This window comes from Sutterella faecalis, from assembly GCF_006337085.1.
Lineage (GTDB): Bacteria > Pseudomonadota > Gammaproteobacteria > Burkholderiales > Burkholderiaceae_F > Sutterella > Sutterella faecalis.
Window position 1 is genome coordinate 2,400,525 of the sequence record NZ_CP040882.1, and the last position, 13,972, is coordinate 2,414,496.

Consider the following 13,972-nt stretch of genomic DNA (forward strand, 5'->3'; position numbering starts at 1 on the left):
CGGAGAATGCCATGACCGAAGACTATGAAGAGAAGCTTGAAGCGGCTGAAGACGAACTCTGCCGCGACATTCAGATGAAGCTTCCCGACTGCCTCTGGCAGCTCGACTACGTCAACCGCTACCGTGCGGGAAAGTTCAACGAGGACTTTGCGGCGCTTGAAACAGGCGAGAAGTTCCTCTTCGGCGTCATTGAAATCCCCTTCACGGAAGAGGACGGAAGCTTCACCTGGGGCGTCTGGGCGGAGGTCGATGCGGGCGACCACGACGCCTATGTGAGGGACTTCCAGACCGAGGCCGCCGAAGGCCGCGTGATTGCGGGTCGTCTCGCAAACGACATTCCCGGCATGCCGGAAGCGTTCGGCGCCAATGTTGAGCTCACGCTCCATGCCGGCCGCCGTCCGGAAATCCGCGTGCTCGAGGGCGACCTCGGCATTCAGCAGGCCCGCGGCATGTCGCTCGCCGAACATGAGGCGCTCGATCGGGAGCTCTTTGGCGACGATGATGAGGAAGATGAGGCGGAAGCCTGAAAACGCTATTCATTGGAGGAATAACACTCGGTTAAGATCGGGCGATGAGCTCGATCTGAATCAATCGAGAGCAATTCTCATTTGAGACGAGGGAGACGGGAAACGTAAAGTTTTCGGCATTCCAATCCAAAAAGAAAAGGAATTGCTATGTCCCGTCTCACACGCAGAAATTTCCTCGCCGCTGGTGCTGCCGGCACGGCGGCCGCCTTCGTACCTCAGACGAACGCTGCCGCAAAGCCCGCCCCGGTTGAACCAGGAAATCCTGCAGCGCTCAAGAGCGCCGCACAGTTCCGCGAGAAGCCTCTTTCCATTCCGACAAAGAAGGACCTGGAGCTCTCCAACACCTTCAGCCTCGGGAAGTCGACGCTCGACGAAAACGAAGTCATCACGGCGTCCCGCTGGGGCGTCGTGCGCGCGCATGTTCAGGGCGGAAAGCTCACGCACCTGACGCCCTTTGAGCACGACTATGCGCCTACCGTCAACATGAACGGTCTCTGCGAGCTTCCTTATTCCTCTTCCCGCATCCGCTATCCGATGGTGCGCGAGGGATATCTCAAGAACGGCCCCGCGAGCCGCGAACACCGCGGCGAAGAGAAGTTCGTGCGCGTCTCCTGGGAGACGGCGCTTGACCTCGTCGCGAAGGAAATGAACCGCGTCTATGACGCCTACGGCCCGAGCGCCGTCTTCGGCCGCTCCTACGGCTGGATGTCGACGGGCAAGGTCAATGCCGCGATCAACCTCCAGCAGCGTCTTCTCAATCTGAGAGGCGGCTTCATCCAGTGCATCAATAGTTATTCGACGGCCGCCATCAGCCGCATTCTGCCCTACGTCGTCGGCACGGGCGACCCGCGCTCGACGAGCTGGGACGTGGTGGTGAAGCATTCCGAACGCGTCGTCCTCTGGGGGTGCGATCCGATCGTGACGAACGATATCGACTGGCTCACGACCCTCCACAACAGCTACGGCTACTTCCGCGCGCTGAAGGAAAAGGGCACGAAGACCATCGCCATCAATCCGCTGAAGCCCGACACCGCGGAATATCTGGGCTCCGAATGGATCGCCCCGCGTCCCGGCACGGACTGCGCCATGATGCTCGGCATGCTCCACGAACTCGTGAGAACGAAGAAGGCTGATACCGAGTTCCTCACGAAGTGCTGCTCGGGCTGGCCGGAACTTCATGACTACATTACCGGCAAGACCGACGGCGTCGAGAAGACTCCGGCCTGGGCCGCCCGCGAATGCGGCGTGCCGGCCGAAAGAATCGTGAGTCTCACGCATGAGCTCCAGGAACACCGCACGATGATCATGATGGGCTGGGGCATCCAGCGCATCCAGTACGGCGAACAGTCGCACTGGATGGGCTTTGCGCTCGCGGCGGCGCTCGGTCAGATCGGCCTCCCGGGCGGCGGCATCGGCACCAACTATCACTATTCCAACGGCGGCTCGCCCCTCTGCACGGGACCGTTCCTGGGCGGCATTTCTAGCGGCGTCAAGCCCGTGAAGCCCTCGACCCTTCCCTGGAAGGGAAGCCAGACGATTCCGGTCGCGCGCTTTGTCGACTGCTTCCTCAATCCCGGCAAGACCATCGACTTCAACGGCACGAAGGTGACCTATCCGGAAGTACGCCTCGTCATGTGGGCGGGCGGCAATCCCTTCGCGCACCAGCCCGATACGATGAAGCTTGAGCGCGCCTGGAAGAAGCCCGAAACGGTTGTCGTCACCGACACGGTGTGGACGGCGACGGCGCGTCACGCCGACATTGTGCTTCCTGCGGCGACGGTCTTCGAACACAACGACATCACCAATATCGGCACCTACTCGAACGACGGTCTCGTGGCGATGCAGCAGGCGATTGAGCCGCAGTGGGAGTCGAAGCCCGACTACTGGATCTTCAGCGAGCTTGCAAAGCGCATGGGCCTTGAAGCGGCCTATACCGAAGGGCTTGATGAAATGGGCTGGATCAAGCGTCTCTACGGCGAATCGCAGAAGATGGGCGAACGCATCGGCGTGAAGCTCCCTGCCTTCGAAGCGTTTTGGAAGAAGGGCTACTTCCTCTTCGACGTGGCCGAAAAGGACCGCAATTTTGTGGCTTTTGAAGCCTTCCGCAAGGATCCGAAGGCGAATTCGCTTGCAACCGAGAGCGGCCTCATTCAGCTCTATTCGCCGAAGATCGCTTCCTACGGCTACAAGGACTGCCTCGGGCACCCCGCGTACTTCGTTCCGACCGAAGGCGTCAACACGAAGACCAAGGCGCATCCGCTCGCGCTCATGGCCTGCAAGAGCCGCTACCGCATGCACAGCCAGCTCGACGGCACGGTGAGCCATCAGTTTGCGAACATCAACGACCGCGAGCCCTGCTGGATCAACCCGGCGGACGCGAAGGCGAGGGGCCTGAAGTCGGGCGACGTCGCGCTCGTGAAGAATGACCGCGGCGCCCTCCTTGCGGGCGTCTACGTTACGGACCGCGTGCAGCCGGGCGTTGTGGTCGTGCACCATGGCGCCTGGTTCGCTCCCCTCGATATCGACGGCCTCCGCGTCGACGTGCACGGGAACTCCAATACGCTCACGATGGATGAACCCACGTCGTCGCTCGCCTGCGGCAACATCGCTTCGACCGCGCTCGTTGAGGTGGAAAAGTGGACGAAGGCGCTTCCGCGCGTTTACGTCTACGATCAGCCTGAAAGCGTGCTTCAGGCCTGACGCGTGATGCTCATGAGGAAGGCTTCGGGAACTCTGCTCCCGAAGGCTTTCCTCAATAGAAGAAGCCGCAGATTCTCTTCGTCGGAATCCGCGGCTTTTTATTGAAAACAATGAAAATTCTTTTATAAAAGAAAAATATAGAGGGAATGCGGTAAAATTCTTTTATAAAAGAATTTCCTTGGATCTCATGCATATGTATCCGCGCCCGCTCTACCTCGAACAACTTCTGCGCTTCAAAGACAGCCCCGTCGTCAAGGTGATTACGGGAATGCGCCGCTGCGGGAAAAGCGCCCTGCTTGAGCTCTATAGAGATGCATTGCTCAATAGCGGCGTGCCCCCGGAAAGAATCTTCAGCTTCAATTTTGAGTCTCTTGCCAATGCAGATCTGCTCGACTATATGGCGCTCTACAAGCGCGTCATGGCGAATGCCGGAGAGACGAAAGAGAAAGTCTATCTCCTCTTCGATGAGATTCAGGAAGTGGAAGGCTGGCAGAAGGCCGTCAACGCGTTCCGGGTGGATCTCAATGCGGACATCACCATCACCGGCTCCAATGCAAGGCTCCTTTCCGGTGAGCTTGCAACGCTCATTGCCGGGCGGTATGTCGAAATCCGCGTCTGGCCGCTGAGCTTTGCGGAGTTTCTGCTCTTTAACGGCCTGAAGACCGAATCGTGCGACCTTCTCAAAGCTTTCGACGCCTTTGTCCGCCAGGGAGGCCTCCCGGGGCTGCACCAGATCGGCGGCGGCATGGAAGCCCGGATGCAGTACCTGGGCGACATTTTCGACGCCGTGCTGCTGAAGGACGTCGTGCAGCGCAACAACGTGCGCGATGTCGAGCTCCTCTCAAGAATCATTATGTTTTTAATGGATAATATTGGAAGTCCATTTTCCGCGAAGACTGTGTCGGACTTCCTGAAGAGCCAGGGGAGAAAGCTCAGCACGGAAACGGTATACAACTATCTCCGCTTTCTCGAGCGCGCCTTCATCGTTGAGAAGGCAAAACGCTTCGACCTCAAGGGCAAAAAACTTCTCGAAACGCAGGAAAAGATTTTTGTCTGCGATACCGGCATTCGCAATGCGGTTGTCGGCTTCCGCCCTGACGACATTGCCGGGCTCCTCGAAAATATCGTCTATCTCCATCTGAGGCAGAAGGGATACGACGTGACCATCGGAAAGCTTGATGCGCTCGAGGTTGACTTTGTCGCCAGGAAGCGCGACGTGCAGATCTACATCCAGGTCTGCTACCTTCTCACCGATGAGAACCGGGCGCGGGAACTCGCGCCGCTTCAGAAAATCAAGGACAACTATCCGAAATTCCTCCTCACGATGAGTCCTATGGCTGAGGGATCCATAGATGGAATAATGGTTAAAGATTTTATTAAATTTTTATTAGATTTTTAATTGATGATCAAGAAGTTTTTCTGGTTTGAAGATACTGATCTTCAATTGCAGTTGTTTTTCCACGAAAGATAGGAAGCCCTCGGCGCGCGACCTTCCCTGCGGGCGTTCTCACAAGAACGTCCAGCATGGTATCTGCTGCTTCTCAGGCTGCTGAAGCTACGCTAACTGCTGACGACTGCGCCTAGGATCGCACCCGTTTTCGTCTCCACAACCAGGCCGTCAGCGATCACGTATTTCGTTCCTTTGAGTTTCAGCAACTGCTTTACGCCGTTCTTTGCTCGTTCCATCAAGGTGTCCCGAAACGCCGTTGACTGGTAAGGCTCAAAGCCTTTCTGATGAGTGAGAACGGAATAAATGATGCGTGCGAGCAGGTGTGCGAAGGCGACCATGGCACGCCTGTAGCCGCGCCGCATCTTGAGCACCTGGAATTTTTCCTTCAGCGCAGCGGTACCGCCGACCACAAGTCCTCTGGCGGCTTCAATCAGCGTGCGCCTCAGGTGTTTGTTCCCTTTCGGGCATTTTCCACTTTTCTGTTTGCCGGCAGATGTGTTGTCCCCCGGGCAAATGCCGAGCCAGGAAGTAAACTGCTCTGACGTGGGGAAGTGGTCCTTCAAATCCGCACAGAGTTCGGCGTAAATCATGCGGGCCGAGCGTTCCTGAATCCCCGTTATGGTAATGAGCAGCTGGATGTCCTTCTCGTAGGGAGCCTGCAGCTGGCGGAGCCTTTCGAAAGTGCTTCGGTCGTACTCCTCGAGCTGATCGATCTTTTTCCGGAGCGCCAGAATCTGCTCCTTCATCATCGGCTCGATTTCGAAGTTGAGCGCCTGCATGATCTGCTCAGGGCTTGCCCGCAGCCGGCGGCTGTTTTGCTTGATGACATCAAACAAGTGCGGATCATCTCTGAGCTTGGCCATCAGGATGAGGCTGGCAGCTTTGCCTCCGCGGATGTCGCTGAATACCGTTGTAGGCCGGCATCCGGTGAGATTCAGAGACTTGCCGAAACGATTGGAAGTTCGGGAAATGTCATTCCTGTTCTTCTGCAGATCACGTGAAATGACGCGCTGCAGACGAAAGGCCTTCTCCGGCACGAAGGATTTTTTGAAGTTTCCCGTTCGGGCAAGAGACGCCAGACGTGATGCGTCCTTGCGGTCCGTTTTGCGGCCGGCTGCCGCTTTGGCGTCGCGGGCATTGATCAGAGCCAGCTGCTCAGAAGTGAAGCCGGCTCTCTCGAGGGCTTCGTACGGGCTCTGCCACAATGACCCGGTTGATTCCATAAGGATGATGTCGGGATTGCATTCACGGCACCAGGCGGCGAAAGCATCGATGCTTGCGCGGTCGGTATTGAAATCCCGGCTCTCAGATTGTTCACGATGACCTGCAACCTGCTTCTGATGGCAGCAGACGAGTAGGTTGAGATGAACGTCAATGCCTATTGCCGAGCGGTACATCGCGTGAACAGTAATTTCGGGATTACTGATCTGCGCACGGGCAGCTCGCAATGGCGTATCGGTACGGTTAGACTTACTCATAGCCCCTCCATTAAGAAATGATTGGGGTTCGAGGAAGCCCTGGCAACCACGAAGATGTTGGAGAAACAGGTAGACGCAGCAACCACCCGGAAGCTACGCTCATTTTTCCACACGCCTAGTCACCAGCGTTCAAGCCAGCGAACAGAGCAATATAGGGTGCGAAAGTTCCGCTGCAATTTTTTGACGGCAAGCGTCAGAAACGTTACCAAAAAAACGTACGCAGACAGGTCGCGCGCCGAGGGCTTCCTCATCTTTCATGATAGAGGGTGAGGAAGCCCTTTACTCATCACGATTTTTTGACTGCAGGATTCAGTCGATGCTGGTGCGGCTCGGCTTCGGCTGAGCAGCTTCAGGCTTGCTCGGTCAGGAAGCGCTGAAGCGGGTCCGCAGCGCTTCCCTGCCGAAAAAATGCTGAACGCATCGAGGCGTTGATGCGCCCTTCAATCAGGCTATTCCACGCCCGTGGAGCCGAAGCCGCCCGTGCCGCGCTCGGAGGCGTCGAAGGACTCGACAATGCGGAACTCAGGCTGAACGACCGGGACGACGATCAGCTGCGCCAAGCGCTCGAAGGGCGTCACTTCATAGGGTTCAGAACTTCTGTTCCAGATGGAGAGCATGAGTTCGCCCTGGTAGTCGCTGTCGATGAGGCCGACGAGATTGCCGAGCACGATGCCCTTTTTGTGTCCGAGACCGGAGCGCGGAAGAATGAGCGCGGCAAAGCCCGGGTCGGCAACGTGAATGGCGAGACCCGTATGAAGGAGCTTCGTTTCGCCCGGGGCAACCACGAGCGGCGCATCCAGGATGGCGCGCAGGTCTACGCCGGCGGAGCCCGGCGTTGCCGTTTTGGGAAGATGTTCGCGGGCGCGTTCGTCAAGAATCTTGAGGTCGATGAGCATGGTGTCTGTGAATTCTGTTTCGGATTCAGTGTGAATCGGAGGTGGAATTATCCACGGCGAGCGAGCTCCCGTGCAGCAGCTGCCACAATGAATTCGGCGCAGGCGCGCTTGGGTGCCGGCCCGAAATGCTCCTCCTCAGAGGCGCTCACAATGCGGATGGAATTTTCTTCAGAGTGGAGCGCAAAGCGCGCGTCGTTGGCGACGATGAGCGCGGCGTGCTTGCGGATCAGCTTCTCGCGAGCAAAGGCGGAGAGCGTTGCGCCCTCGGCCGTCTCTGCGGCGAAGCCGACCGTGAGCGGTGCACCGGGACGTTCGCCCACGCGGGCGAGAATGTCGGGGTTCTCGCTCCAGAGGAGGTCCTGAAGCGCCGAATGGCCTGAAGCATCCTTCTTGATTTTGCGGATCGACACCGCACCCGGACGCCAGTCGGCGACGGCGGCGACGCCGATGAAGAGGTCGCAGGGAGACTGGTCAAGTTCCGTCTGAACTGCCTGATCCATGTCCCGGGCGGAAACCACGTCAATGCGGCGCACGCCCACGGGCGTCGGGAGACTGACCGGGCCCGCGATGAGCGTGACCTCGGCGCCGGCATTTCTCGCGGCGCGCGCAATTTCAAAGCCCTGGCGCCCGCTCGAGCGGTTGGTGACGCCGCGCACCGGGTCGATCGCTTCGTAGGTGGGGCCGGCGGTAATGATGACGCGCTTACCCGAGAGTGTCTTGGGCGAGAAGAGCGCGTCGGCGAGCTCGCAGATTTCCGCGGGCTCCATCATGCGCCCGGCTCCCTTGTCGCCGCAGGCCTGAAGGCCTTCGACGGGGCCGAAAAACGCTGCGCCGTCGAGCTTCAGGTGTTCTACATTGCGCTTCAAGGCGGGATTCGACCACATCGCCTGATTCATGGCGGGCACAAAGGCGATCGGAGAGCGTCTCGCGGCAATGAGCGTGCTCGCGAGGTCGTCGGCGATGCCGTTTGCCGCCTTGGCAATCAGGTTCGCTGTGGCGGGCATCACGAGAAGGAGGTCCGACGTGCGGGCAAGCTCAATATGGGGCATCACGGAATAGGGGTTCTTCGCCCATTCGGTCGTGAGTGCGGGCTTGCCCGTGAGCGCTTCGAAGGTGAGGGGCGTCACGAATTCCGCGGCGTGCTCGGTGAGGACGGTCTGAACTTCTGCGCCTGCCTTCATCAGAAGGCGCGCTGCCTCGCAGCTCTTGAAGGCGGCAATGCCGCCCGAAACGATAAGCGTGATGCGTTTGCCCTGGAGCATGAATTCCCCTGACGGCTGATGAATGAAAGAAACGCTTGAATTCTGCCTGAAAGGCGCCACCGGAGACAGTCGTTTTCTGCACGAAAATTGGCAACAAAAAGCGCCTACTTCCGGGATGGAAGAAGGCGCTTCGAAAGGAAAAGCGTTGGCGAAAGCCTATTTTTCCTTATTCACGTGCCGGAATTCATCGATGACGATGCCTGCGGCGCCCATGCAGATTGCAATATCGGCCACATTGAATGCGGGCCAGTGCCAGTTTCTCCAGTAGAAGTCGAGAAAGTCGATCACGTACCCGGAAGCCATCCGGTCGCAGAGATTCCCGAGCGCTCCCGCCCCGATGAGCGTGAGGGAGAGGCTGAAGAGAAACCGCGCATTGTGGCGCCAGAGCATTCTGAGCACCACAAAGACGACGACGAGCGCAAAGGCGGAGAGCACCCACCGCTGCCAGCCGCCCATTTCCGCAAGAAACGAGAAGGCTGCGCCGTAATTGTGGGCGAGCACCAGGTTGAAGCCCGGCAGCACCGGATGAATGTCGCCCGGGTCGAACGCCCGCTCGAACCAGAACTTGGTGGCCTGGTCGAGCGAGAGAACGAGAAATCCGAACAAGGTCCAGAGGCTGAATTTCAGGGGCGTCGCCCGGCCGGGAGCCGGTCGGGCGGCGCGCTTTGCGTCAACTCTCTGAGCCATTTACGCGAAGAGGCGCTTTTCGCCGGCGCCGAAGAGGTTCGAGACGCAGCGCGGGCAGAGGGTCGGGTGTTCGGCATTGCTGCCGACGCCCGGCACATAGTGCCAGCAGCGTTCGCACTTCTTTTCTTCCGACGGACGAACCGTGATTTTCACTTCATTGCCTTCGGCCTTCACGAGCTTCACTTCGGACATGATCATCACGAAGCGGAGTTCGTCGCCCAAGGACTCGAGAACCTCGTAGAGGCCCGCGGGCGCCGCGATTTCGCCCGTCGTCTGGAGGGACGAGCCGATCGTGCCGCTTGCACGCTCGTCCTCGATCGCCTTCTGAACGTCGGCGCGGACGGCGCGGATCTGCGTCCACTTGTCGAGGAGATCCTTGTCGCCGCCCACTTCGGGGAGGTGCTCGAAGGTCTCGACGAAGATGGTCTCGGCCTTGTTGGGCGAGAAGACCTTGAAGGCTTCCTCGGCCGTGAAGGAGAGGATCGGCGCGATGAGGCGCAGAAGCATCTTCGTGATGAGGTAGAGCGCGGTCTGGGCCGAACGGCGCGCGAGGCTCTTCGGGGCCGTCGTGTAGAGACGGTCCTTGAGAACGTCGAGGTAGAAGGAGCCGAGGTCGGTCGAGGCGAAGGTCTGCAGGAGCGTCACCACGTTGTGGAAGCGGTAGTCCTTGTACTCGGCGAGCACGCGCTTCTGGAAGTCTTCCGCATAGGCAACGGCCCAGCGGTCGAGTTCGAGCATGTCGTCAAGCGCCACGGCTTCCTTCGAGTAGTCGAAGTCCGAGGTGTTGGCGAGGAGGAAGCGCAGCGTATTGCGGATGCGGCGGTAGGATTCCACGACGCGGTTCAGAATCGTGGGACCGAGGCGCAGCTCGCCCGAGTAGTCGGTGGAGGCCACCCAGAGACGAAGGATTTCAGCGCCGAACTTGTCGCTGATTTCCTGCGGACGGACGATGTTGCCCTTCGACTTCGACATCTTCTCGCCCTTTTCGTCGACGCAGAAGCCGTGGGTGAGAAGCTGGTTGTAGGGCGGACGGCCGTCGAGCATCGTGCCCGTGAGGAGCGACGAATGGAACCAGCCGCGGTGCTGGTCCGAACCTTCAAGATAGAGGTCGGCAGGCCACGAGAGGATGTCCTTGTGGGAGCCGCGGAGCACCGTGTAATGGGTCGTGCCCGAATCGAACCAGACGTCGAGAATGTCGGTCGACTTCACGTAGTCCTTGGCTTCGTCGCCGAGGAGGTCCTCGGGCTTCACCTTGGCCCAGGCTTCGATGCCGCCTTCAGCGACGAGCTTCTCGACCTTCTTCATGATTTCGAGCGTGTCGGGGTGGAGTTCGCCCGTCGACTTCGAAAGGAAGAAGGGAAGCGGCACGCCCCAGTTGCGCTGGCGCGAGATGCACCAGTCGGGACGGTTTTCGATCATCGCGTAGAGGCGGTTGATGCCCCATTCGGGGAAGAACTTCGTCGCCTTCACGCCTTCGAGCGCCGCCTCGCGGAGCGTCTTTTCGGACGAGGGGAGGCCGAGCACGCTCTTCGTATCCTCGTCGGGCGCATCCATGCGGACGAACCACTGGGCGGTCGCGCGGTAGATGAGCGGCGTCTTGTGGCGCCAGCAGTGCATGTAGCTGTGGGTCATCTTCCCGGAGGAGAGAAGCGCGCCCGCAACGCGCAGCGTGTCGAGGATCTTGGGGTTGGCCTGCCAGATGTTCATGCCGGCAAAGAAGGGCAGCCACTCGGCATAGGTGCCGTCGCCCATCACCGGGTTGAGAATCTGGTCGTTCGTCATGCCGTGCTTCTTGCAGGACACGAAGTCGTCCACGCCGTAGGCGGGAGCCGAGTGCACGATGCCCGTACCGGACGTGGCTTCAACGTAGTCGGCGAGGTAGACGGGCGAATAGCGGCGATAGCCCTCGTGCATGTCGTAGAGCGGGTGCTTGAAGCGCACGCCTTCGAACTCTGCGCCCATGGCGGTGGCGGCAACCTTGCCGGTCATGCCGTAGCGCTTGAGGCAGTCTTCCGTCAGGTCCTTGCCGAGGATGAGATAGCGGTCGCCGCAGTCGACGAGAGCGTACTCGAGCTCGGGGTGCATGTTGAGCGCCTGGTTGGCGGGAATCGTCCACGGAGTCGTCGTCCAGATGACGATCGAGCAGGGCTTTTCGATCTTCACGCCGAAGATCTTCTCGACGCGTTCGTGGTCTTCGTCCGTGAGGGCGAAGGCGACGTCGAGCATCGGGGATTCCTTGTCCTTATATTCGACTTCAGCCTCAGCAAGCGCGCTCTGGCAGTCAAAGCACCAGTTGACGGGCTTGAGGCCTCTGTAGACGTAGCCCTTTTCCATGATGAGGCGCAGCGCCCGGATTTCAGCGGCTTCCGTGTCGTAGCGCATGGTGCGGTAGGGGTTGTCCCAGAGACCGAGAACTCCGAGGCGCTTGAAGTCGGCGAGCTGGAGCTTCGACTGCTCCATCGCATAGGCGCGGGCGAGCGACTGCATCTTGTCGACGGGGAGGTTCTTCCCGTGCTGCTTTTCAATCTGCACTTCGATCGGCATGCCGTGGCAGTCCCAGCCCGGGACATAGGGCGCGCAGAAGCCTTCGAGGGTCTTCTCCTTGACGATCATGTCCTTCAGGATCTTGTTGACCGCGTGACCGAGGTGAATTGCGCCGTTGGCATAGGGAGGACCGTCGTGAAGAATGAACTTCTTCGCGTCGCGCCGCGCGTCGAGAATGCGCTCGACAATCTTCTTTTCATCCCATTCGCGAATCCAGCCCGGTTCGCGCTTGGGGAGGTTCCCTCGCATCGGGAAGGGTGTATCCGGCAGGTTGAGCGGATACTTCTTATCGTCAGCTTGTGCCATTTTGGTCAAAACTCCTGGCCCCCTCGGGCTCTTCAGGTCGAACGCCCCGGGCGGCCCGGATGCGGGACGCCGTTCTGTGCGTTCAGTTGGTTTCAAGGAAAAATCCCCGTGCTTTTGGTTCCGTCTGAGGCTTCCATGTCGGGGGAGATCCGGTCAGGGACTCTTCTCATTTCATGAGTCCGGGGTCTCACTCTTGGGAATTCACTCCGGCGTTCCCGGGGCAAGCCCGAGAATCTGACGCGCGCGGGCGGCGTCGTTTTTGATGGCGGCTGTGAGTTCAGGAAGGCCGCTGAATTTCTGTTCCGAACGTATTCGCTCGATGAAGCGGACGCAGATATGTCTGCCGTAGGCGTCGCCGTGCCAGTCAAAGAGATGGGTCTCAAGGAGCCAGCGACGAGAGCTCGTAACCGTCGGACGAAGCCCGAGCGAAGCGACGCCCGGAATGCTCGCGCCGGGAAGAATCCCGTCGACCCGTACGGCAAAGACGCCCGAGAGCGCAGGACGCGCACGGCTTCCGGGCGGAATCGGAGCAATGTTGAGCGTGGGGTAGCCGAGCGTGCGCCCGAGCGCCTGACCGTGAATCACGCGGCCAGACATCGTGTAGGGGCGCCCGAGCATGAGGGACGTTTCGTAAAAGTCCCCGGCTGCCAGCGCTTCCCGCACGCGGGTTGAGCTCACCTTTCTTTCGCCGTGAAAGAGAAGCGGGGAAATCCACGTCTCGAAATGATGTTCCCTGCCGAAATTCACAAGATCATGGGCATCGGCCGCGCGTCCGCTTCCGAAGCGGAAGTCTTCGCCCACGGTGATCCAGCGGCAGTCGAGCCCTTTGACGAGCACCTCCTTCACGAAGTGCTCGGCCCCTTCGCGGGCGATGCGCTCATTGAAGGGGAGCATGTAGATCCGCTCCACGCCGCAGTCGAGAATGCGCTTTACCTTGTCGAAAAGCGTCGAAATGCGCGGAACCGGATCGAGATGCGGGAAATACTCGCGCGGATGAGGTTCGAACGTAAGCACCGAAGGCACGAGACCGCGATCCTTTGCGGCATCGACCATGCCGTGAAGAAGCGCCTGGTGGCCCGTGTGCACGCCGTCGAAATTGCCGATGGCGATGGCGCTCGGAACGCGCAGGCGGGGATCAGGGAGACCGCGGAAAACGTGCATGTGAATGACGGAATAAAAAGGAATTTCTGGAGCGAAAAATTATACTGTTGAGCGGCTGGCACTTCGCCTTCCGGCAGAGTTTTGCCCCCGCGCTCCGCTCTGATTCTGAATCGAGGCCAGAGTGACTAGGGGATTTCACTCAAGACGCCGAGAATTAATTCAAGGTTCCTGGCAATCCGCAAGCGCCCGCGCGCTTAGAATGTCCGCCCACTCAATTACCCACCATTTCTCTTCTCGCCCGTGCGGGGAACCCTTCCATGAAGAACATCGTCATTCTGCTTTCCGGCCGCGGAAGCAACTTTGAAGCCATCCTGCGCACGGCGCGCGCTGAAAACTGGGAGGCTGAGGGCCTCAGAATCGCCGCGGTCTTCTCGAACCGTCCGGACGCCAAGGGACTTGCGACTGCCCGCGCCGAGGGGCTCGATGCCTTTGCGGTCGACCACAAGGCCTTCGCCACGCGCGAAGCTTTCGATGAGGAGCTCGCGCGCCGGATCGAGCCCTATGAACCCGCCGTCATCGTGCTCGCGGGCTTCATGCGCATTCTGACCCCGGGCTTCGTTTCCCGCTGGGAAGGAAAAATCCTCAATATTCACCCGGCGCTCCTGCCGCTTTTCCCCGGGCTTGATACCCACCGCCGCTGCATTGAAGCGGGCTGCCGCGTTCATGGTTCGACCGTGCACTTCGTTTCCGCCGTTCTCGACGGGGGCGCCATCATCGGCCAGTCCGTGGTGCCGGTGATGACGACCGACACGCCCGATACGCTTGCCGCGCGCCTTCTCCCCTATGAGCACAAGGTCTATCCGAAGTGCGTGAAGGCCGTGGCCGAAGGCCGCGTGAAGCTCGTTGACGGCCGCGCCGTGATGGACGACGCCACCGCGCGCGAGCTTGCCGTCTTTTATGCGGAATAACGCTTTCCGCTCCTATCCCTATTTTTTTGAGAACGTTCAGGAAAGCGCTTTGA

General features: G+C 59.6%; 10 protein-coding genes. 4 read left to right on the plus strand and 6 right to left on the minus strand.

Features of this window, described 5'->3' with window-relative positions:
- The first annotated feature begins 11 nt into the window (after window positions 1-11).
- The 3 genes from FG381_RS10150 to FG381_RS10160 all read left to right on the plus strand — a co-directional run bounded on the left by FG381_RS10150 (window position 12) and on the right by FG381_RS10160 (window position 4,626).
- On the plus strand, window positions 12-527 hold the full coding sequence (locus FG381_RS10150; RefSeq protein WP_139688683.1) for a DUF2199 domain-containing protein: 516 nt from the start codon (window positions 12-14) through the stop codon (window positions 525-527).
- Window positions 528-674: 147 nt separating this feature from the next.
- On the plus strand, window positions 675-3,227 hold the full coding sequence (locus FG381_RS10155; protein WP_139688684.1) for a molybdopterin-dependent oxidoreductase: 2,553 nt from the start codon (window positions 675-677) through the stop codon (window positions 3,225-3,227).
- 187 nt (window positions 3,228-3,414) lie between these two features.
- Window positions 3,415-4,626, plus strand: a complete 1,212-nt coding sequence (locus FG381_RS10160) for an ATP-binding protein (protein WP_226960371.1) — start codon at window positions 3,415-3,417, stop codon at window positions 4,624-4,626.
- Window positions 4,627-4,787: 161 nt separating this feature from the next.
- Here the strand turns inward: FG381_RS10160 and FG381_RS10165 are convergent, their stop codons facing one another.
- From FG381_RS10165 to FG381_RS10190, 6 genes are all read right to left on the minus strand, one after another.
- Window positions 4,788-6,155 (minus strand): IS110 family RNA-guided transposase, encoded by a 1,368-nt coding sequence (locus FG381_RS10165; protein WP_139687046.1) that lies wholly within the window; start codon window positions 6,153-6,155, stop codon window positions 4,788-4,790.
- Between the two features lie 449 nt (window positions 6,156-6,604).
- Window positions 6,605-7,051, minus strand: a complete 447-nt coding sequence (gene dut / locus FG381_RS10170) for a dUTP diphosphatase (protein ID WP_174857865.1) — start codon at window positions 7,049-7,051, stop codon at window positions 6,605-6,607.
- A gap of 47 nt (window positions 7,052-7,098) precedes the next feature.
- Complete coding sequence (gene coaBC / locus FG381_RS10175) at window positions 7,099-8,313, minus strand: bifunctional phosphopantothenoylcysteine decarboxylase/phosphopantothenate--cysteine ligase CoaBC (RefSeq protein ID WP_139688685.1); 1,215 nt, start codon at window positions 8,311-8,313, stop codon at window positions 7,099-7,101.
- Window positions 8,314-8,469: 156 nt separating this feature from the next.
- Entirely contained in the window at window positions 8,470-9,000 is a 531-nt protein-coding gene (gene lspA / locus FG381_RS10180) for a signal peptidase II (protein WP_139688686.1), read from the minus strand.
- Complete coding sequence (ileS, locus tag FG381_RS10185) at window positions 9,001-11,850, minus strand: isoleucine--tRNA ligase (RefSeq protein ID WP_139688687.1); 2,850 nt, start codon at window positions 11,848-11,850, stop codon at window positions 9,001-9,003. It lies immediately after the preceding gene.
- Window positions 11,851-12,051: 201 nt separating this feature from the next.
- The gene (locus FG381_RS10190) at window positions 12,052-13,011 is read right to left on the minus strand and encodes a bifunctional riboflavin kinase/FAD synthetase (protein ID WP_139688688.1); all 960 of its coding nucleotides are present in this window, start codon (window positions 13,009-13,011) and stop codon (window positions 12,052-12,054) included.
- A gap of 257 nt (window positions 13,012-13,268) precedes the next feature.
- Here FG381_RS10190 and purN point away from each other — a divergent pair, with 257 nt between their 5' ends.
- Window positions 13,269-13,919 carry a phosphoribosylglycinamide formyltransferase gene (gene purN, locus FG381_RS10195; RefSeq protein ID WP_139688689.1) on the plus strand — a complete coding sequence of 217 codons (651 nt, stop codon included), beginning with the start codon at window positions 13,269-13,271 and terminating at the stop codon, window positions 13,917-13,919.
- Window positions 13,920-13,972 lie beyond the last annotated feature (53 nt).